Genomic DNA, 20,145 nt, shown 5'->3' on the forward strand with positions numbered 1-20,145 from the left:
CCTTGCCCATTTCCATTATTCCCTTGTTGTGATCCTCTTCCGTTGTTCCCTTGCTGATTCCCATTATTTCCTTGTTGAGCTTCTCTACTTTTATTCTCCTGTTGATTCCCTCTATTTTCTTGCTGAGATCCTCTTCCATTGTTTTCTTTTATTTGCTTCGATGACTGTTCCTCTGTTTTCTTTTGTTCTTTCTGCTCTTGCTTTTCATATTTTTTTTCGTCTACAGGAGATAAATCCATTGATGCATCAGGAGATGACTCCGGCTGTGATTGCACCTCTTCTTCATTTTCCACCGGATTAGGCGGCGTGGCAGGAGGCGTAAGCGATTTGTTTTTCTCATTCTCTTGCTTTATATAGACACCTGTGCCAATTCCAGCTTTTCTAGCATTCTCTCGTACTTGCATCGTGCTACTTTGATATTCAACTGTAATATGTTTTAACTCATATTCTTTCTTCAATTCTTTCATTGCCTTTTCTAACTGTGGTTCTAGCGCCTTGTCCTTTGCAACTGCTGTTAGCATAACTTGCTTATCATTCGTTAAATACTTATCCTCTTGGCTTTGCTGTATAATAGTACGTACTACTTCTTGCAATTGTTTATTTTCCCATTGCTTCAATTCTTTTAAAATACGCCTTCCATCATCATTACAAGCCTGTAAATCTATAACACGAAAATCCTTCGTTACGCTCACCTCTAAACTTGGATTTATATCAACTGAGACGTAAGCAAATACTTTTTCTTCTGGTTGGTTGTAGAAAAACAGCACTGCAAATAGAAAACAAGCAACAAGTATTGATGCAGGTTTTAAAAAGGAAGGGATCGAAAAATGCGATGCTTTTTGTTCTTGCTCATCAAATGAGATTTCCTCCCCAATCATGCAAGAATCCCCTTTTCTTTTACACGTAATAAACTCTCCATTTGGTGTTAAAACAACTACGCTATGCTTTTTTATATCCATCACAATTCCTTTATTCATCATGCTTTTCCCCTCTTATGTAATCCAGAATATATGTATAGTTGTTTGCAAAAATAATACACATTGCAATAATGTATTTTCTATGTCGTTCCAACGTTTTACGACTTACCCTAACACGCGGTTCAATATGTTTAAGCGGTAACTTTTTCTTTCGGAACAGCTCTTCCATCATTTCCTCTTCTTTTATAATAACTTTTACAATTTCTATTAAGTGCTCACGCGTATCACGATGCTTAGGAGATTCTTTAGCAAGCTCTGAGAATGTGATTTTAAACTCAGCTAGCACACTTTGAAAATGAAGAATTTCCTCCTTACGGTTACTATTTTCCATCTCTTTCATATACTCTGTAAGCGACACTTGCATTTCTAACATTTCCTCTTGCTCATCTTCTTTTAAAAAGACAAAGTTATGTTTAGACTCCTTACGTATATAGTCAATTACATCTCTTTTTATAAGAAGATCAGCAAACGCTAAAAAGGATTTTCCTTTTGTATATGAATACTGTTCAATTGCTTCGTTAAACGCAAACAATCCAATGCTATATTCATCATCCTGTTCTGTAATATACCGGCGGCAGACAGATGAGATTGATTTTCTAATAAAAGGCTGATACTGTACGATAAATGCTTCTTTATCTTCTTCGTTGTTTTGTATGTTACATACGATATCTTCTATTTTCGGTTTTCTTAAGATCTTCATTACTAAACTCAACACTTGTAATCTCCCAGCCTCCTTCAAATAGCAAAATGGCCACTACACAAGTGACCATTTAACCAGATTTTCTTGGTACTTTTCTTCGGTCTTGTTTTCTTGCTGTTAGTTATATTTTTAGAGTCTAACGTTTTCTTAATGATTTTTCCTTTTCTCTCAGCACTACAGTTAAGTTTGTATTTTTATCTACTTTCTTATTTTCTACCGTTCGTTTTGCTTATTCTCTTTCTATTTTATCTGCAATCCTTGAATAACTCTTCTTTATATAATTGGTAATTTCATCCTTCCATTTTGGATGCCCACTTAATCTAGTAATTTTATTAATGCTTCTATATTCTTTCATAGTCATTTTTCTTCTATTTATTTTCTTCACTATACATATTCGGAGGAATACATAGTTTTATGGGGGTCAAAAAATATTTTCATAAAAAAATACATATTTATTTCAAAAATAAAAACCATCAATTTGAAAAAAGATAATCAAATTGATGGTTTTCTTATAATATCTATTAAATTAAGTTGGATTCTCATTATATCTAAAAAAGTACTAGCTATCCTCTGCCGATTTTCTCTATTTTCATCTTTCTTGGTTATCATAATATGTCTTATCTGCGTATTTTCTATCATTTCCTTTTAGATAAGCTAAAATTACTTTTGGATTTTTAAGTAAAGTCCAGTCTCCATATGTATCAAATCTTCTGCATGAAGTTATCATTCCATTTTTAATAGTACCGAATTTCTTATTATTTTTCTTTCCCCACTCTTTTAGACGTTTAGCGAAATCTGCATCTTCTGCCATAAGCATGTTTTCATTAAATCCGTTGATTGCCATAAAGTCTTTTCTATAGCACCAAAAAATCCCTACAGATATAGCTCCGTACTTAAAAAGTAAGGGGATTATGATTAACATTGCGGAGAGAAATATTCCTGAAGATATTCTTTCAAACTTACCATTCACCCCACCACCAATGTATGTACCTGAAGCTAAATATTTATCTACATTAAACAACATAGACTCTGTCATTATGGTATCAGCGTCTATAGTAACGATTATTTCTCCACTAGCTATTTTAGCCCCTGAATTTCGAATTTTAGATAAGTTTTTATCGTTATTTTTCAATGTAACACAATTATAAGATTTTGCTATTTCCTCTGTTTTATCTGTACAACGATTTAAAACAACTATAACTTCCGTTTGCTCTTTATATGCCTCTGATGCCTTTGCAATTGAATCTAAACATTTTCTAATGTACTTTTCTTCATTATGCGCAGGAATTATAATAGAAAACTTCACATCTTTTTTCAAATTAACTCCTGAAGATTCGTTTGTCTCAGTCATAATATTCCCCCCTTATTTTATAAGGTAAATATCTACTATACATAAATTATATTAATATTTATTAGGTTATATTATAGAAACTGACGGTAAAGAGGCTCTTACTGTCGACGTTCAAAAGCAAGACGTACAGCAAGCCCCGTTAAAACACTTGCCATAAGCCAACGCTGTACTCGTAGCCACGTCGGGCGTGTGCCAAACCATTTTGCAATTTTACTTGCTGTACATACAATTACAAGGTTAACTATAAAGCTAACAGTGATTTGCGTAAGCCCCAAAACTGCACCTTGAAAAAGCAACGACCCCTTCTCTGGATCTTCAAATTGAGGTAGAAGTGATACATACAAAATAGCAATCTTTGGATTCAGAAGATTCGTCATGAGTCCCATCAGAAATAATTTCCTTGGTGGCTCATTAGAAATCATACGAGGTTCCATAATAGATGTAGCACCCGGTTTAATCGAATTCCAGGCGAGCCAGAGCAAGTAAGCAGCACCTGCCCACTTTACCGCTTCATATACAGCGGGAACAGCAACGAATAGAACTGTAAGTCCAAACATAGTTGCGATTATATAGATTACAAATCCGAGCATGATGCCCAATAAAGAAATAAATCCCGCCATACGTCCTTGCGTAATGGAACGGGAAATGAGGTAAATCATATTAGGCCCAGGTGAACAAACCATGCTAAGCGAAACAATTGCAAAAGCTACCAATGTACTCAAGCTGACCATAAACCTTCCCCCTTTATGTTACATAAAATTTCCTATTGTACATTTTATCATGATTGAGGAGAGAAAAGATTAATATAAACCGATGCAGCTAAGTAATAGTATCGGATCGAATGTATTGTAATCACATACTTCTCATTCTCTTAAGTAAGGATCTAAGAGTACCCTATCCATAGAGCTACTAAAACCACTACAAATAAAGCTAAACAACATGTGATATTTCGAATCCACTTTTGTATATCACCAAAATACCTTTCTATATATAGCGTTGATAGTAAGCATAAGAAATAAAACAAAGAAAGGCAGCGAGGTATAGGTCCATTTTTATCTTCATGGCTGGAATTATACCCCTTACCAAACTTCTAAATAAAATGTATAGCTGAGTAGTTACCTTATTTCCCCAAAAAAAATTCTGATTATTTCTTTTTCACTTCTTCTACAAATTCCCATGTCTCTCCGTTATCTTTTGATTGATAAAGTGCACTACTATCGCCATTGTAGTCTCCATCTGCCCCTTGTCCAACTAACATATTAAAAACCCCATCTTTCTCATATGGCATACTAGGTGAATCAAAAGGACTTATTGTGGACTGTGTATGATCTAATTTCACTTCATGCGGCGGATATTCTACCTTTTTGAAAGATACTCCCCCATCATCTGTGCGATATAACTCTCCTTCATTACCAGAAGGCCTAATTGCTCCTAAAAACCCAAGTTTATCATTTATAAAAGTGATTCCTGATACACTACCAACCCCCCCATTAAATGGATCTGGATTGATAACCTCCCATGTTTTCCCTTCATCACTAGTCTTGCTTAATGAATAAAAGGCGCTCCCTAATGCTTTATCTGTCATATTTAGTTTATAACCAACTTCTTTCGATAGGAAAAACTGTTCTTTTTCATTCTTTAAATCTTGTTGTTTCTTCTCTTTAAGCATATCTTCTTTTGGAGGCGTCTTTGATTTACTCCAACTTGCGTCACTTATTAAATTATATCTAGCAGGGACTAGCTCTTGCTCTTTTCCAGGGACAAATATAGATACAGTATATCCAATGATATCAGAAGCTGCTTTTTTAAGACTCTGCCCCTTACCATCCTCAGTAATATTAATAATTCCCTCTGTATTGGATCCCCAATTTCTTTTTCCATAATAAATCAACCCATACTTACTTTCATTCCATTTTCTAACCGTTTGCTTAACTGGAATCGCCTTAACCGTTTCAATTAAAGGTTCTACTAATTTATCATCATTATAATCAGGCTTTGCGTATCCGTCTCGTATTATAGTAATATCTTCTGACTTCTTCTTATTATAAGAGATTAAATAAGTTTCTTCTTTCCCATCATCATTTTTCCTATAAACAAATGTATCAAACGCTATGATTGTTCCATCTGAATGAAATGTAAGATCAAAATCAGTTGCCATATACAATTTCTTTGGCAAAGGATATTTTTTATTTATATCTTCAAAAATACCTTCTACTCCAGACTTATATATATTATTATGTTTAAGTTTAACTGACCTTTCATGTTTTAACTTTTCTATAAACCATGCCAATTTACCATTGTAATTTATTGCACTTTTATAAATCTGCATCCCATAAAATGATGTAATTGCAACAATAATGATAATAGAAATGGATCTCCATGCTATTGAATTAGTTAATTTTTTAGATTCATATTCTCTATTTTTTATCATCCGTATTGTAGTAAATGTAGTTATGGATATAAAAAGTACTATACATAATAACAAAATGTAAATATTATAATTCATTCTTCCGTACTTACAGTATAAGGCCAACTCATAGCAAAAAATTCCGTATACAATTATTAGTATTGGATTTGTTACTAATGACAGAAGTATCCTTTTTGTATTTTCTCTAAATATAGAAACCACCCCTAATTACATGAATTACTGATATTAAGTATACTTTATTGTAAAGTAACAAAAAAGCTATTTAATCTTGCCGCAAAAAATACAATAGACATCTTTCTATTAAAGCCGTTTACAAATCTAGTTGTTTCATAGACAATGGATTTTTGAGTGAATACTAAAGTTGCTTCATTTATATGAATTACAAATTCAAGCATGATGCTCAATAAAAAAATAAATCCTGCCATACGCCCCTACGTAATGGAATGAGAAATAAGATAAATCAAAATAGGCTCAGGTGAACAAACCATACTAAGTGAAACAAGCGCAAAAGCTAGCAAAGTACTCAGGCTCACCATAAACCTTCCTTCTTTATGTTACATAAAATTTCCTATTGTACATTTTATCATGATTGAGGAGAGAAAAAATTAATATAAACCGATGCAGCTAAGTAATAGTATCGGATCGAATGTAGTGTAATCACATATTTCTCATTCTCTTAAGTAAGGACTAAAAATAACCTATCCATAGAGCTACTAAAACCACTACGAATAAAGCAAAGCAACATGTAATATTTCGAATCCACTTTTGTATATCATCAAAATACTTTTCTATAAATGCAGTGTAAATAGAAAGCATAAGAAGTAGCACAATGAAAGTAAAAGATCCCAATTTATCGTTAAATTTTTCATTAGTAAATGTACTTACATGAAGGAATAGAAAAACAAACGTTACTATGAATAGCTCAAATAATCTTTTTTTATTCAATCTGCCATCACCTTACAACAATTCCCTTTTATTCCATTTTATCAGAACATACTGTGTAGCAGTATATGAATATTATATTCATTTCAAAAAGGCCAACAATACAAGATCGTTAGCCTCTACTTTACATATTCGCACCTTTTATCACTTTACTTCCTAACAACCGGAATCCACATTTCACCAAATACTAGGCCATTTCTCTGTCCCATCTCAACCGTTGTATTCGGTCCACCAACATAGGCAAAATCCTTTGCTTCTGGTAAAGCTTGACCGAAGGCGATGCCAGTAAGCTTATTACTTAGCTCTTTAGCCGTTTTGTCTTCCCCTTTCACTACTAAGTATTCTCCCCTCGGAAACTGAATCACTCTAGATTCTTCTTCTATTTGTGCTTCTGTCATGACACCCGCATAATACATCATTTTGTTATTCACCGCTTCGCTCACGGAAAAAATGTATTCATTTGTAGCTAAAGCTTTTAAAGTGTCCAGCCTTCCATCTTCTTTAACAGCCGACCAAAAGTGTTCCTTTTCTTTATTTATTCCAGCAAAGTTTGTGTATTCACTCTTAATTTCAGTTCCAATACCTAACACAATAAAGCTATCTTTTTCTTCTATAGTATAATTTTTCATATTCAAAACCTGCCTCTTTTTTTATTAATCAAACGATTTATCTTTTCATCTGATACGTTTATAATATCTTTAAACCATGTCAAAAAATGATACTGTTTAGGAGACCAAAATGAAAAAAGTTGAACGGATCAATACAATTATGCGATATATTAACAACCGCTCTCACTTTACAATTTCTGAAATCATACGAGAATTTAACATATCACGATCGACAGCTATTAGAGACATTAGAGAAATTGAAGCTATGGGAATGCCACTTGTCGCTGAAGTTGGGAGAACGGGTGGATATTTTGTTATGCATAATTCTATCCTGCCCGTTGTTCGCTTTACTGATAATGAAGTGAAAGCTCTTTTTATTGCCTTTATGGCTACGAGGAATCAACAACTTCCCTACCTAAAGAGTCGTCAATCTTTAGCCGAAAAACTACTAGGACTCATCTCAGAAACCCAGCAGGATGACCTTGTTCTTTTAAATCAACTCTTGCTGTTCCAAGGAACTAATCCTCATAATCCCGATCTACTTGAGCTTTCTGATCTCCCCCATCCTATGTTAGAAAAACTCATTCAAATCCTTCTTTTGGATAACCATTTATTGATTACCATTAAAAAAGATGAAGAAATTAAGTCTTATCCAATTTATCTATTACACCTTTATCAAGAAAAAAGCCATTGGATTATTGAAGGATTTGACTTAAAAGAAGAAAAGAAGTTAATGTTTCCTGTCGATGATCTCATCAATATCGAACCATACACGACGAATAAAAGACTCAATAAGAAAAAGGTTTTAGAAAAACTAAGTAAGAAGGCTGAAGCAATTAACCTTGTACTTGAACTTGGTCCGACAGCAATTGCCCAGTTCAAAAAATACCATCCTTTAAAAATTTCAATATCTTATACTAATCCTTACCAATCCACAGCCATTTTAAAAACTTTTATCAATGTTAACAATCCCGATGAAGTGACGGAAATAATAAATTGGCTGCTTTTTCTAGGGAAGGATATTAAAATCAAAGAAATACCCGATGAAGTATTAGCAGATTTACAAAAACGAGTGTGCTTATACATTCCATAAGCAGTGAGCCTCAAATATTAAGCTTTATCACTGGACAATTATTCTATTTTTAAATACCATTTCATTTACTACAATGAGAGCATGATAAATAATAAAAGCACGGAAAATCTCCCGTGCTTTTCTAAATATATATTATTCCTGAAGGTTTCGTTTATCTCGTTTCTTACCCTAACTGACGTTTAAATGCTTTACTGGCGAAAAAGTAAGAGATGACCATTATACCTACGCACCAAGCGAGCGCAATCCAAATATCGTTTCCAACAGTTCCTTCATATAAAAGAGCACGAATCGCATTCACGATTGAAGTTACAGGCTGATTCTCTGCAAACGCACGAACAATTTTTGGCATCGTTTCGGTAGGCACAAAGGCCGAACTAATAAATGGAAGAAAAACTAGCGGGTACGAGTAAGCAGTCGCCCCTTCCATAGACCTCGCTTTCAATCCTGGAATGATAGCTAGCCATGTTAGCGCCAGCGTAAACATCCCAAGTATCCCAGCTACCGCGAGCCAATCTAGAATATTAGCACTGGAACGGAAACCCATTAAGAGTGCAACAAGAATAACCACCACGATAGTAAGTACATTAGCAACAAGAGAGGTTAGAACGTGAGCCCACAATATCGATGAGCGCTTAATAGGCATCGTAATGAAACGTGCCATCAGCCCACTCTTTACATCCGTAAAGAGTCGCACGGAAGTGTAAGCTACACCGGATGCGATAGCCATTAGCAAAATTCCCGGCAATAAATAATTAACGTAGTTTTCCGTTCCAGTTTTTATTGCGCCGCCAAACACGTAGACAAATAATAGCATCATCATAATCGGTGTAATCGCTACTGTAATAATTGTATCCGGACTGCGCATAATGTTACGCATTAAACGACCTAGTAATACACCTGTTTTACTTTTCATTTACATCTCCTCCTTTTTGCCAATGATCGCAAGGAATATTTCTTCCAATGTCGGTTGCTTCTCGATATACTCCACTTTTGCTGGCGGGAACATCTCTTTTAGTTCAGCAAGAGTACCTGTCGTAATAATTTTTCCGCCATGCAAAATAGCGATACGGTCTGCCAGTTGTTCTGCTTCCTCCAAGTACTGAGTCGTAAGCAAAATAGTTGTACCACTATCAGCAAGTTCCTTGACTGTATCCCACACTTCAATCCGCGCTTCAGGATCGAGTCCAGTCGTTGGTTCGTCAAGAAAAATAACTGCTGGCGCCCCAATCAAACTCATCGCGATATCAAGCCGGCGCTTCATCCCACCTGAATACTGATCTGCCCTTTGGTTTGCCGCATCAGTCAGGCTAAATCTTGCAAGTAGATTGTCAGCAACTTGAGCGGGATTGGAAACACCACGTAGCCTAGCTATCATTATCAAGTTTTCCCTCCCAGTCAGCATACCGTCTAAAGCTGCGAACTGCCCTGTCAAACTGATACTTTGACGAACATGATTTGGTTGACGCTGTACATCAAATCCGCAAATACTTACTTCACCGCCATCTTGCTTCATTAGCGTCGAAAGGATGTTGACCGTTGTCGTCTTTCCCGCTCCATTTGAGCCTAGCAGCGCGAAAATTTCTCCACGCTGCACCTCAAAATCTATCCCTTTTAAAACTTCCTTGTCTTTAAAGGATTTTTTCAAGCCTTTTACAGAAATCGCTGCATGACTCATACTTTTTTCCTCCCTATAAAAATGTTTTGCGGAGATAATTTATTTACCTCTATCTATTTAGTACCACTGATATTCTGTATCACTTAGTACCAAGCTAAAAATATAACTGAATAGCTATGGTGGCAATTCATATGTGTAACCAGCTAATCAGTCGGTATTACTTATTCCATTTATTTTTTTCTCAATTTCTTCATAATACTTTCATTCAAATCTTCACGATACTTGGAGACGTAAGTTTTAGCATTTGCCACTAGTTCGTCAGCAAAGGAAGCCACGTCATCCCCAGTAATGTCAAGCACTTGTCTTCCTTCTGCTGCACCAGCTTCAAACAAATCGATTAATTCATACTGTATGTGTAACATATCCATCCCGTTACCCGCTGAGAAATTCCACATGTAGTTTTGAATTTTCTTAAATACAAATTGGTAGTCCTCTGGCAGAGCCTCAACTCGTGCCATCATCATTTTGTACTCTTTTTTATCACCAATTAACTTTTTAAACATTTCTAACATCTTATTTTCCTCCTTTTTTATAAAACCGAACAAGAAATTCCCAAAGTATCGGCCGGAACATTTTATCTTATGAACCTATTTTGACTTCAAGACGTTAATTTTTGACGATACAAAATCCCATTTTTTCCAAAACAATTCAAGCTCTTGGCGGCCCTCTTCATTTAATGAATAAAACTTACGAGGCGGTCCCATATCTGATGGTTTCTTTTCAATATTCACAAGCTTTTTCTTCTCTAATCGTACAAGGATGGTATACACCGTACCTTCCACAACTTCGGTAAACCCAAGATCATTCAGATGGCGGGTAATCTCATAGCCATACGTTTCACGGCGACTGATGATTTCCAGTACACACCCTTCCAGTGAACCTTTTAGCATTTCAGTTAAATTTTCCATGTCCTGATCCTCCTTTACCCCCTATTCTGTCTGACTTATATTCAGTATCACAGAGTACTAAGGCGAATTTTTTTACTGAATAGCTTTTGAGTAAAACCACACTATTCAGTATCACTTATTACAACTACATTGTATGACTAAGTAGTTGTGGATGTCAACTTTATTTTCAAAAAAATTAAAAATCCGCTTTACCCTAACCGGATACAGCCTCCTTTTTTGTTGTAAGGGCCATCAAACTAGTAAAACAGAGCTGATTCAAAGTGTAATTTAAATCAGCTCTGCTTTATTGTTTTCATACCGTTATATCTTGTTTTTTCACGATACAAACTGTTTCTCCCTACCATTCCCATTGCATATAAAGCATAAAGGCAAGTGCGGTCAGAGAAAATTTCCAGAGATTATCCGTACATGATACGAGCTCCCAAAATACAATTCTATTAGAAATCTGTTCTCTGTATTCTCTTTTATTTTATTTCTGATAGTTGATTAGCAACACTATCTAAAAATTTTTCTACCTTTTCTTTTGATGTATCCGGCGCATGATAACCGATCGTAAATGTAAGCCTTCCATTATAAGAGCTTGCTCCCATTGAAAAGAATGGTGCATACATAATAGGTGATGTCATATACCCGTCCTCAGCTTGAATTTCACCAAACTGAATAGGTTCCTCAGCGATTACTCCCAAATTTGTCAGTAATGGCAACGCCATCCCCATCTGTACAGCCTGTTCATATTGCTGATTATACATTTCCTTCACTGTAGATAGCTTCATTTCTGCCAGTAACTCCATTCCTGCTGCTGAAGAAAGACCTGGATTTTGAGACTTTATTTTATCCATTGATTGTTTAACTCGAACAAGAGTCTGCTTAAATGTTTCATCGTCTTCCATTTTAATCACTGGCATTTCCATACCGGATAAGTTGCAAATAGCACCAGTTGTATTATTAGGCAGATATCGACGTAAATCAATTGTCAAGCCAATCATTTTTTCTGCAGTGCGAGGTTCTGCATACACAGTGAAATGTGATAAAGCTCGGAAGTATGCAGTCATGATTACATCATTCAAGGTAGCCTGTTGAGCTTTTGTCCATTGGGTTAAACGTAGAGTTTGCTCATGGCTCAATCGCCGTACGGACATTTGGGGAAATTTATTTTTGTTAGGTTGAGATGGAAAAGACCATAACGATGCCTGTTGTTCTTGGTTAGGACGATACGCACTTTTTATGTCCGATATTCCAGCGTATTTGAATACATGTGATTGATCTCGACAACTCTCATTTCCCTTATCAAATTCCTTTATAATTTGCTTCTTAGACCGTCCCAATGAAAGGTGAGTATATATCATTCCAAGCAATTTAATATATTCCTTGACTCCTGCACCATCTGAACATAGATGAGACAATTTCACAACTAACATATCTGTTGTAGTGCCCCGTAATAATTTCGTTTGAACCATAGGCCCCTGAATACGATCACCAGGTTCCTTAATAAAATCTATTGCCATTATTTCAAGTTCTTGATTATTTCCTTCTGCAAAAAAGCAAATAGATGAGTTAGTGTCAGATGAATGTTCCTCCCAGTAAGGAATATCATTTTCTACAAACCGGCTGTTCAAAACTGGTTGCAATTGCAACGTTATCCTTACTGATTCTTCAAGTATTTCCTTGGATATACCTACAGGAAAATAAAGAACTGCATTAATTTGTTGATCTGCAGAATAAAGACCTAATACATAATTCATTCGATCTTGTGGTGTTACTGAATACTTTCTTTTCTCCATAATTCCGTCCCCCTTTAGGACTTTTTGTATAACCCTATTTTCCATATGCTTATAATTTTTCTAGTCATTTTTCTTCAAGAGCTAATAACGCTTATTTTTCGAATTTTTAACGAAATCATCTTCTCCGTATTGGTTTCATTCTTTTTGCAGGTGATATATTCATTATTTTATTGTTATCAACACTGCCTAACCTCACAACAAAACCAAACAAGAATAAATTAAGTTTATATATACGTAAACATTTTATTATAACGTCTATAAATTATCAATATAGCAAATAAATCGTTTTTATGTCTGTCAATAAAAAACAATATATTCAAGGGCCACTTCATCATAAAAGATTGATGTGCATGTAAATGTACCCCTATCACTTTCAAAATAAGAATGAGAATTTTTTCAACAAAATAAGCTGCAGTTATTGATTTTACAGTAAGAAAAGCCCCTCCATTTTGAAGATGCGCAATCAAAATGAGTAGGGCTATTTCCAATTTAAATTTTATAAAAGAATGATTATCATAAATAATATTTTACTTTTTAGTCTACCTTATTATTTTCAATCCATTTTCCTAATAAATGAATGGATTTTATTCATATAATTTGAGGTGGTATCGTTGGTTTTTAAAAATAGAAAGCTTATTTTCAAATCAAATGAAAAAGAGGTAAAATTATAGATATTCATGTAGAAATTTCGTTTTGGGGATACTTAAAATCTTAAGGTGATGGGCATGTGGTGTTACACTTTAAAAGCTTTATAAAATTTATAGATATAGCGATTTTCTTTATTAATAATCATTTGTATGTACGTTTACTCACACACATACAAATGATTTATAAAGCTACAATTAAGTGAAAACATCTTTTCCGTTACGATAACATCATAGCCATGTCTTCTGCTGCATTTGTAATTAGTTTTAAACCAAATGTTTCTTGTAATACATCAAGCACGCCAGGTGAAATAAATTCAGGAGCCTTTGGACCGATGCGAATATCTTGAATCCCAAGACTAAATAGCCCGAGTAAAATGGCAACCGCTTTTTGTTCAAACCATGATAGCACAATACTTACTGGCAATTCATTCACTTCACATTGGAAAGCATCAGCTAAAGCAGCCGCTATTTTCACTGTAGAAATTGAATTATTGCACTGTCCTAAATCAATGTAACGCGGAATTTCCGTACCAGGTACAACACCGTAATCCACATCATTAAAGCGGAATTTTCCGCAAGAAGTTGTTAAAATAACCGTTTCTGGCGGAAGTGACGTTGCTAATTCACGATAATATTCTCCGCCTTTTCCCGGTGCATCACAACCGGCGATAACAAAGAAACGCTTTATTTTCCCCTCTTTTACTGCATCAATAATTTCTGGAGCTAATGATAATACTGTATTATGATGAAACCCTGTCACTAACTGTTCATCCGACTCCATATGTACTTCTGGAAGTTCTAGTGCTTTTTGAATTAATGGTGTAAAATCATCATTTTCAATTTTTTGTACACCTTCTAAACCTGCAATGTCATATGAAAAGAATCGATCAGAGTACGAGCCTTTAATTGGCATAACACAGTTCGTTGTAGCTAATATGGCACCAGTAAATTTTTCAAAAAGGCGTCTTTGATCATACCATGCCTTACCGATGTTTCCTTTTAAATGTTTATATTTTTTCAGCTGCGGGTATCCGTGTGCTGGTAGCATTTCAGAATGCGTATAAATATTAATGTCTTTTCCTTCTGTTTGCTTTAATAGTTCTTCTAGTGCAAATAAATTATGACCCGTAACTACAATTGCTTTACCTTCTACACGATTTTGTGTAATTTGTACAGGCTCTGGCACACCAAAATGATTCGTATGTGCCTCATCTAATAATTCCATCACCCGTAAAGCTGATTTCCCCACTTTCATAGCCATATCAATATGCTCTTGTTCGTTAAAGTTAGAATTTGTTAATGTCATATATAAAGCTTCTTGTGTTGTAGCATCTACAAATGCATCCGTATATCCTAGCTGAGCAGCATGTGTGCGATAAGCTGCAATTCCTTTTAGCCCAAACACAATCGTATCTTGTAAACTCGCAATCGTTTCATTCTTGCCGCACACACCCATTACTTTACATCCGCCTGCTGGCGTTTGTTCACATTGATAACAAAACATATCATCCCACCCTCTCCCAATCATTCATTACACCTTAAGCATAATACCCATTGAAAAAAAGTGATGTGATATCAATCACAATAATATATAAAGATTTGTGACAGTTCATATTGTTGACATAATATTTTTATTGACACTAAAAAATATGCATTAGTGTACACACATCTTTCGATACTTTTAAATAGCTAATTAATTTGGAGAAATATATACAACGAAAAAAATTTTTGAATCAAATGTACAAATAGTTGCAATTCATCACATATGAAATAGATATAAAAATACGCTCTTCTTTCTATCATTCAATAGAAAGAAGAGCGCATTTGTCATTTTAAGGAACTATCATTTTTTATTAAAGTCTTTATTGTAAACCTTTTTATTTACAATGCATTTACATTATCTTAACATTACTTACATTATTTATATGATATATTTATATAGAAGCTACTTAAGAAATTTCATATACATTTTATCTTTATGATCTCTTATCTAATCAATAAAAAGATCATGTTATATTTTTATAACAGGGGTGAATTACGATGACTGAAACTTTAAAAACACTTATAATGCTTGATGCTACTTATGTTGTTATAGCAATTATGACAGTACTAGTATTTGTATACTTGGAATTAAAATCTCAGTAATATATGCTGACGTAATCAACAGATTCAGCATTTAAATATAGTTAGAAGAAAGAGAGGAGAAAATTATTTCTCCTCTCTTTTGTATTTCTACAATTTCTTATTTTAATAAATCCAATGTATGTAAAAGTAATCCTTTGTTCCCTACTTCTCCATGACCAGGCACTACTGCATTTATATTTCTATATCGCTTCAGCACATTCTCAATCGATGTAGACCATTCATTTACATAAGCATCCGCAACGTTTCCTAAATCTTTCGCGGACGTAGATTTCACTAAACAGCCTCCAACTAAAATATTGTATTGCGGTAACCATACGACAATATTATCTTCTGTATGCCCTTTCCCTGGATAAAATGTTTCTACTTTCATATTTCCAAACTTCAAATTTGTAACGGTTTGTAAATCTCCAAGCGGTTCTTCATATCCATTTTTCTTTGCTAGTTCTGCAGTTAATGCTGTACTATGCGCTTTAATGCCTCTTTCTTTCAACGTTTTTATTCCGCCAATTCGATCAACGTGCGCATGTGTAATAATGACATCCGTTACGCGCTTCTGAAATTTCTTTTCTACCATTTCTATTAGTTCCTTCGTTAATTTGTCATCCCAAGAAGAATCAACAAGCACTAGTCCTTTAGCAGTATTAAGAACTAGCCCGTTCGAAGGAACTGCTTCTCCATTAAAAGAACCTAACTCCGTATGAACCCATACATTCTTGTTTAACTGAGATATTGAAATGGTTCCCGTCTCATTTTTTATTACTGTTTTCTCTACCTTTTGTGATGCTTGTACAGAAGAAATTGTGCTAACAAATTGAATTGTTCCTAGTAAACCTACACATAATCCTACTTTTAACAACGTATTCTTTTTCATGTCATCAACCCTTTCTTTCAAGCTAAATAGTTATTACCTATATTAGACAATTCATCTCAAATGTTTGTTCCATATAATTGGACACTTTATTATCGCCGCTTATGTAAATACACGCATGGTGCAGTGAAAAAGATCACCCAAATGGATGATCTTTTTTATAATTTATCAACATATTGCTTCGCTTCTAGTAAGGAAAAACCAAAAGCTTCTCTTACTCTCTTAACTGCTGTAACTTTTTTTCCTTCTTCTACAAGCTGGCGTAGTTCTTTATTAATTTCAGGTTCTCTTTCTACAATTCCCATTTCTTTCGTAATTAATTGTAATCTATCTTCAATTCTCTTTAAACGCGCATCATTTTTCTTTTCAATTGTAGCTAATTTTTCAGCGATATAAATGAAACCAAAGGCTAATATTAGTATAACCATCCAGAATTCCATGAATGTTCCCCCTTACTAACTTTCATTTGTTTTATTTCACTAACTTAGGTAAATTTTACCACATCAAGCATTTAATGTATAATACTACTATATCAAACTGTTAATAAAACCTATTATTTTAGGGGGACACTTTATGAAAAGATTTTTAAATACGTTACTTCAATTTGTAGTTCTTTCAATCGTGCTACATTTATTATTTGATATAGTTGGTTGGCTTGTTCTCAATGCAACAATTAAAAACAAACAAATCATCATTTCTTTAATAACAATCTCATGGGTTATGTACATGTACCGAGACAAATTTTTTCAAAAGTTCACTTCAAACTAACTAAAAAAGAAAACACTTCATTGGTGAATTACGAAGTGTTTTCTTTTTTTTACTACTGTATAATAAAAATAATATTCTGTCTTTAAAGAAAGGAGTCACCATGAACTTAAAAATTAGCAATATATACGAGAAAATGAACCAATATTCCGTTGCAGGTTTAAGCCTCGCTGTTATATGTAATGGCAAACTAGATGAAGCGACTGCCTTTGGAACACTTGAAGCTGGAACAACTAGAGCTATTACTACAAATTCTCTCTTTAATTCTTGTTCTATCAGCAAATTCATCACTACAATGCTCGTACTAACATTATCAGAGCAAGGTATCGTATATTTAGATGAAAACGTAAATGATAAACTCACATCTTGGAACATTCCTACTAATCTATTTACTTCACAAAAAAGCATCACTTTGAGAAACTTATTAAGCCATCAATCTGGACTCATTGATCCACCTAATAGTTTTGAACATTATACACCTGCAAAAGGATTACCTAATATGTCTGAGCTCCTTTCCGGTAAAACACTATATTGCCCCGTACCTATAGAGGTAACTTATAAACCAGAAAGTGAATTTCACTACTCAGACGCAAACTTTTGTATAATCGAACTACTACTAGAAGATATTACAGGAAGATTATTTAGTCAGTTATTAGAAGAACACATCTTCCAGCCATTACAAATGAAAAATAGTACACTTTTTTCTCCAAAAGACATAGATAAAACCGATGTTTTTGCTTGCGGACATAATAAAGATAGAACTGTAACAAATGAGAAGTATCCATTTTATCCATTCGCAGCTGCTTCAGGTATTTGGACAACACCAACTGACTTATCAGCTTTAGTTATTGAAATCATTCATTCCTTACAAGGAAAGGGCAAACTAAAACTTTCTCAAAAATTAGTAATAGACATGATTTCTCCTCAAGGTTGCTCAAAATGGACTGGATTAGGTGTTTTTCTAGATGATTCTAATGAAGAATTACAGATTTATTCACTCGGATGGGGCGTTGGATTTCAATGTATGATGGTTTGTTATCCATACTGCGGGAATGGTGCTGTTATTATGACTAATTCCGATTTAGGTGTTCATCAAATGGAAGGGATCATTGGTGAGGTTGTAAAAACGTTATCCTTATAATGAAAATAAAGAAGCTGTTCCTTCCAGCTTCTTTATCTATATAACATTTTTCGCAACAATTTTTATATGTTCTGGTGCGATAATCTCCGTTATACTTTCTTGGAAATCTTCCCGCAACATTTCTTCCAAATGTTCTAACTGCACTTCAACATGAGTGCATTCTAAATTATGTATATTTAACAGTGCATAATGATCTTTTTTCTTAATTACTAAATATTGATTTTCCTCTGTCACAAGTACAGAACCTAATCGGACTCCTAGTAAGCGTTGATCATCAAACTTCATAATTACTTCTCCTTCCCTCATATAAACAAAATTACAATGAAAATAATTACATTTATGGAAAAACACGCTTATTTAGACTATATCATAATTTACTAAAATAGAAATATCTTTTTCTGTTTTAATAAAAATCCCTATTTTTTCATATATTTCGATACAAAAAACTTTCTCAACATTAAATTTGAATTTTCAGTTTTTAATTCTATGAAAATCTATTATAATAAAGTTAATAAATGTTTGACCTCTCCTAATTCATGTACATATGGATGATCAGTAGTTATTGCTACTGATCTATTTTTTTGATTTCAGAAAGTACATACTCTGCATCCTTTCCTACACCACAAATAAGTGCGGAACCCCTTTGAGATTGCCATGGTAAACCGATATAATACAATCCTTTTACTGGACTGATTCCCTTTATATGATTAGGAAATCCTTTCTCATTCACTGCCTGTTCAATTTCAATCCAATTATAATTTTGAACAAAACCAGTTGACCATATAATGCTTTCTGCACTATAAGTATCACCATTCTGAAACATAATGTTATTTCCTGATGCACTTACTACTTTTTCTTGCAGTTTGATTGCTCCATTACGAATAAGTTTCTTACCTTCAAAACCGAAAATAGGGTCCTTTCTCTTCTGAAACCATCTTCCCCTCTTTGTATTTATTTCAGCGTACAATAAACCCACTTTTTCTAGCAGATTAAAAATACTTTTTCCAAAAAGTTGTAACGGTAAAAACGTTAAAGGATGACTAATAGACACCGTAACTTCATGAGTCTTTGCCAGTTCTACTGCAATTTGCATTCCTGAATTCCCACCACCTACTACTAGTACTTTTCCCTTAGGAATTTGTGATGGTGATTTATATTGTGATGAATGTATTTGAAAAATATGTGATGATAGATTTGCTGAAACTGAGGGAATAAACGGTTGCTGAAAACCACCTGATGCGATAATAACTTTTTTCGTTTGTAAAATTTCTGTAGGAGTGTGTAATTCAAATATTTCTTTTTCTTTCTTTATCTTTAAAACTTCCGTTTGTAATTGTACCGGTAATTGAAAATGTCTTGCATATTCTTCTAAATAAGTTGCAATTTCATCTTTATATGGAAATTCATTTTTTTCACCTATTAACGCCATACCCGGCAAGCTACTGTAAGACCTTGGGGTAAAAAGCTGCAAAGAATCATATCGATTTCTCCATGAATCACCAACTCGTTTTCCTGCCTCAAGTAATAAAAAATTATACCCTTCTTGCTTCAAGTAATATCCCATTGTTAATCCAGCTTGACCCGCCCCAATAATAATTAGATCTTTCATTCTAATCCCTCCTCTTCTTAAACATATGAATACTTGTTCATATATTCATACGTTTCCATAATCATAACATTTTCTTTTTATATGATTCAATATCTACTCAAAATAAAAAAGAGCAGTTCACTGCTCTATGAACTACTCTTCATTCCATTTCTACAATTTTTCCTCGTACAGTGTAATTCTATTTGAAAACGGATCAATTACAGTTAATTCAATTGTACCCCAAGGTGTTTTTTCTATATTCGGCTTCGAATAAGCATATTCTTTACTTAATAATACAGAATGATAATCCTTTACATCATCTATTTTGATCCGAATCGCACCACCTGGTGAGGCATCACCATGATGTTCTGATAAATGTATCACAGCATCCTGTAACGAAATTTGCAAATATAATGGCATATTTTCCTCATACCGATGTTCCCAATCCAGTTTAAATCCTAAAAAACCTAAGTAAAATAGTTTTGCTTTTTCAATATCAAAAATTCTAAATATAGGTGTTATCATTTA

The 20,145-nt window shown here is 34.0% G+C and carries 21 protein-coding genes and 2 pseudogenes; 3 read left to right on the forward strand and 20 right to left on the reverse strand.

Annotated features, from left to right (window positions below):
• From BUA87_RS08625 to BUA87_RS08665, 9 genes and pseudogenes are all read right to left on the reverse strand, one after another.
• Window positions 1–980 (reverse strand): anti-sigma factor domain-containing protein (locus BUA87_RS08625; RefSeq protein ID WP_016512512.1); only part of this gene is annotated, 980 nt, incomplete at its 3' end.
• Complete coding sequence (gene sigI, locus BUA87_RS08630) at window positions 970–1,692, reverse strand: RNA polymerase sigma factor SigI (protein ID WP_002094101.1); 723 nt, start codon at window positions 1,690–1,692, stop codon at window positions 970–972. The genes BUA87_RS08625 and sigI, both read right to left, overlap by 11 nt.
• A 574-nt stretch (window positions 1,693–2,266) precedes the next feature.
• The gene (locus tag BUA87_RS08640) at window positions 2,267–3,028 is read right to left on the reverse strand and encodes a glycosyltransferase family 2 protein (protein ID WP_072939191.1); all 762 of its coding nucleotides are present in this window, start codon (window positions 3,026–3,028) and stop codon (window positions 2,267–2,269) included.
• Between the two features lie 98 nt (window positions 3,029–3,126).
• Window positions 3,127–3,759 carry a LysE family translocator gene (locus tag BUA87_RS08645; RefSeq protein WP_023522590.1) on the reverse strand — a complete coding sequence of 211 codons (633 nt, stop codon included), beginning with the start codon at window positions 3,757–3,759 and terminating at the stop codon, window positions 3,127–3,129.
• A 152-nt stretch (window positions 3,760–3,911) separates the two neighbouring features.
• A pseudogene (locus BUA87_RS30045) lies at window positions 3,912–4,056 on the reverse strand (DUF3963 domain-containing protein); the annotation flags it as partial.
• Window positions 4,057–4,172: 116 nt separating this feature from the next.
• Window positions 4,173–5,657: a WD40/YVTN/BNR-like repeat-containing protein gene (locus BUA87_RS08650; protein WP_083530628.1), complete on the reverse strand. Its 1,485-nt coding sequence runs from the start codon at window positions 5,655–5,657 to the stop codon at window positions 4,173–4,175.
• A gap of 170 nt (window positions 5,658–5,827) precedes the next feature.
• Window positions 5,828–5,992: pseudogene (locus tag BUA87_RS31735) on the reverse strand (LysE family translocator); the annotation flags it as partial.
• A gap of 151 nt (window positions 5,993–6,143) precedes the next feature.
• Window positions 6,144–6,401, reverse strand: coding sequence for a DUF3963 domain-containing protein (locus BUA87_RS08660; protein ID WP_001036208.1), 258 nt, complete (start codon window positions 6,399–6,401; stop codon window positions 6,144–6,146).
• Window positions 6,402–6,547: 146 nt separating this feature from the next.
• The gene (locus BUA87_RS08665; protein WP_000801053.1) at window positions 6,548–7,027 is read right to left on the reverse strand and encodes a GyrI-like domain-containing protein; all 480 of its coding nucleotides are present in this window, start codon (window positions 7,025–7,027) and stop codon (window positions 6,548–6,550) included.
• Between the two features lie 109 nt (window positions 7,028–7,136).
• Between BUA87_RS08665 and BUA87_RS08670 the strand changes: the two genes are divergently transcribed.
• Window positions 7,137–8,099 (forward strand): helix-turn-helix transcriptional regulator, encoded by a 963-nt coding sequence (locus BUA87_RS08670; protein WP_072939194.1) that lies wholly within the window; start codon window positions 7,137–7,139, stop codon window positions 8,097–8,099.
• A 163-nt stretch (window positions 8,100–8,262) separates the two neighbouring features.
• Here BUA87_RS08670 and BUA87_RS08675 read toward each other — a convergent pair whose 3' ends face one another.
• From BUA87_RS08675 to BUA87_RS08710, 8 genes are all read right to left on the reverse strand, one after another.
• Window positions 8,263–9,012 carry an ABC transporter permease gene (locus BUA87_RS08675; RefSeq protein WP_000837816.1) on the reverse strand — a complete coding sequence of 250 codons (750 nt, stop codon included), beginning with the start codon at window positions 9,010–9,012 and terminating at the stop codon, window positions 8,263–8,265.
• Window positions 9,013–9,774, reverse strand: coding sequence for an ABC transporter ATP-binding protein (locus BUA87_RS08680; protein ID WP_000017470.1), 762 nt, complete (start codon window positions 9,772–9,774; stop codon window positions 9,013–9,015).
• 170 nt (window positions 9,775–9,944) lie between these two features.
• On the reverse strand, window positions 9,945–10,286 hold the full coding sequence (locus BUA87_RS08685) for a DUF1048 domain-containing protein (RefSeq protein WP_000891986.1): 342 nt from the start codon (window positions 10,284–10,286) through the stop codon (window positions 9,945–9,947).
• Between the two features lie 75 nt (window positions 10,287–10,361).
• Window positions 10,362–10,682, reverse strand: a complete 321-nt coding sequence (locus BUA87_RS08690) for a PadR family transcriptional regulator (RefSeq protein WP_000429488.1) — start codon at window positions 10,680–10,682, stop codon at window positions 10,362–10,364.
• 464 nt (window positions 10,683–11,146) lie between these two features.
• A complete protein-coding gene (locus BUA87_RS08695) occupies window positions 11,147–12,463 on the reverse strand; it encodes a condensation domain-containing protein (RefSeq protein WP_000415483.1) in 1,317 nt (438 codons plus the stop codon).
• 864 nt (window positions 12,464–13,327) lie between these two features.
• Window positions 13,328–14,614, reverse strand: a complete 1,287-nt coding sequence (gene hcp / locus BUA87_RS08700) for a hydroxylamine reductase (protein WP_016512509.1) — start codon at window positions 14,612–14,614, stop codon at window positions 13,328–13,330.
• Between the two features lie 738 nt (window positions 14,615–15,352).
• Window positions 15,353–16,126 carry a BcII family subclass B1 metallo-beta-lactamase gene (gene bla2 / locus BUA87_RS08705; RefSeq protein ID WP_025117966.1) on the reverse strand — a complete coding sequence of 258 codons (774 nt, stop codon included), beginning with the start codon at window positions 16,124–16,126 and terminating at the stop codon, window positions 15,353–15,355.
• Window positions 16,127–16,281: 155 nt separating this feature from the next.
• Window positions 16,282–16,563, reverse strand: a complete 282-nt coding sequence (locus BUA87_RS08710) for a hypothetical protein (RefSeq protein WP_006929472.1) — start codon at window positions 16,561–16,563, stop codon at window positions 16,282–16,284.
• Between the two features lie 133 nt (window positions 16,564–16,696).
• Between BUA87_RS08710 and BUA87_RS08715 the strand changes: the two genes are divergently transcribed.
• Window positions 16,697–16,891 (forward strand): hypothetical protein, encoded by a 195-nt coding sequence (locus BUA87_RS08715; protein ID WP_025117965.1) that lies wholly within the window; start codon window positions 16,697–16,699, stop codon window positions 16,889–16,891.
• Between the two features lie 100 nt (window positions 16,892–16,991).
• The gene (locus BUA87_RS08720; RefSeq protein ID WP_071714613.1) at window positions 16,992–18,029 is read left to right on the forward strand and encodes a serine hydrolase domain-containing protein; all 1,038 of its coding nucleotides are present in this window, start codon (window positions 16,992–16,994) and stop codon (window positions 18,027–18,029) included.
• A gap of 36 nt (window positions 18,030–18,065) precedes the next feature.
• Here the strand turns inward: BUA87_RS08720 and BUA87_RS08725 are convergent, their stop codons facing one another.
• From BUA87_RS08725 to BUA87_RS08735, 3 genes are all read right to left on the reverse strand, one after another.
• Entirely contained in the window at window positions 18,066–18,314 is a 249-nt protein-coding gene (locus tag BUA87_RS08725) for a hypothetical protein (RefSeq protein ID WP_000666948.1), read from the reverse strand.
• A 280-nt stretch (window positions 18,315–18,594) separates the two neighbouring features.
• On the reverse strand, window positions 18,595–19,638 hold the full coding sequence (locus BUA87_RS08730; protein WP_025117963.1) for a flavin-containing monooxygenase: 1,044 nt from the start codon (window positions 19,636–19,638) through the stop codon (window positions 18,595–18,597).
• Window positions 19,639–19,788: 150 nt separating this feature from the next.
• Entirely contained in the window at window positions 19,789–20,142 is a 354-nt protein-coding gene (locus BUA87_RS08735; protein WP_000632403.1) for a glyoxalase superfamily protein, read from the reverse strand.
• Window positions 20,143–20,145 lie beyond the last annotated feature (3 nt).

The sequence above is a fragment of the Bacillus sp. bc15 genome (assembly GCF_900142585.1).
Lineage (GTDB): Bacteria > Bacillota > Bacilli > Bacillales > Bacillaceae_G > Bacillus_A > Bacillus_A cereus.

Coding starts and splice junctions, on each gene's coding strand:
- BUA87_RS08640 (WP_072939191.1), bottom strand. CDS start 3,028: ATGACTGAGACAAACGAATCTTCAGGAGTTAATTTGAAAAAAGATGTG.
- BUA87_RS08645 (WP_023522590.1), bottom strand. CDS start 3,759: ATGGTCAGCTTGAGTACATTGGTAGCTTTTGCAATTGTTTCGCTTAGC.
- BUA87_RS08665 (WP_000801053.1), bottom strand. CDS start 7,027: ATGAAAAATTATACTATAGAAGAAAAAGATAGCTTTATTGTGTTAGGT.
- BUA87_RS08670 (WP_072939194.1), top strand. CDS start 7,137: ATGAAAAAAGTTGAACGGATCAATACAATTATGCGATATATTAACAAC.
- BUA87_RS08675 (WP_000837816.1), bottom strand. CDS start 9,012: ATGAAAAGTAAAACAGGTGTATTACTAGGTCGTTTAATGCGTAACATT.
- BUA87_RS08680 (WP_000017470.1), bottom strand. CDS start 9,774: ATGAGTCATGCAGCGATTTCTGTAAAAGGCTTGAAAAAATCCTTTAAA.
- BUA87_RS08685 (WP_000891986.1), bottom strand. CDS start 10,286: ATGTTAGAAATGTTTAAAAAGTTAATTGGTGATAAAAAAGAGTACAAA.
- BUA87_RS08690 (WP_000429488.1), bottom strand. CDS start 10,682: ATGGAAAATTTAACTGAAATGCTAAAAGGTTCACTGGAAGGGTGTGTA.
- BUA87_RS08695 (WP_000415483.1), bottom strand. CDS start 12,463: ATGGAGAAAAGAAAGTATTCAGTAACACCACAAGATCGAATGAATTAT.
- hcp (WP_016512509.1), bottom strand. CDS start 14,614: ATGTTTTGTTATCAATGTGAACAAACGCCAGCAGGCGGATGTAAAGTA.
- bla2 (WP_025117966.1), bottom strand. CDS start 16,126: ATGAAAAAGAATACGTTGTTAAAAGTAGGATTATGTGTAGGTTTACTA.
- BUA87_RS08710 (WP_006929472.1), bottom strand. CDS start 16,563: ATGGAATTCTGGATGGTTATACTAATATTAGCCTTTGGTTTCATTTAT.
- BUA87_RS08715 (WP_025117965.1), top strand. CDS start 16,697: ATGAAAAGATTTTTAAATACGTTACTTCAATTTGTAGTTCTTTCAATC.
- BUA87_RS08720 (WP_071714613.1), top strand. CDS start 16,992: ATGAACTTAAAAATTAGCAATATATACGAGAAAATGAACCAATATTCC.
- BUA87_RS08725 (WP_000666948.1), bottom strand. CDS start 18,314: ATGAAGTTTGATGATCAACGCTTACTAGGAGTCCGATTAGGTTCTGTA.
- BUA87_RS08730 (WP_025117963.1), bottom strand. CDS start 19,638: ATGAAAGATCTAATTATTATTGGGGCGGGTCAAGCTGGATTAACAATG.
- BUA87_RS08735 (WP_000632403.1), bottom strand. CDS start 20,142: ATGATAACACCTATATTTAGAATTTTTGATATTGAAAAAGCAAAACTA.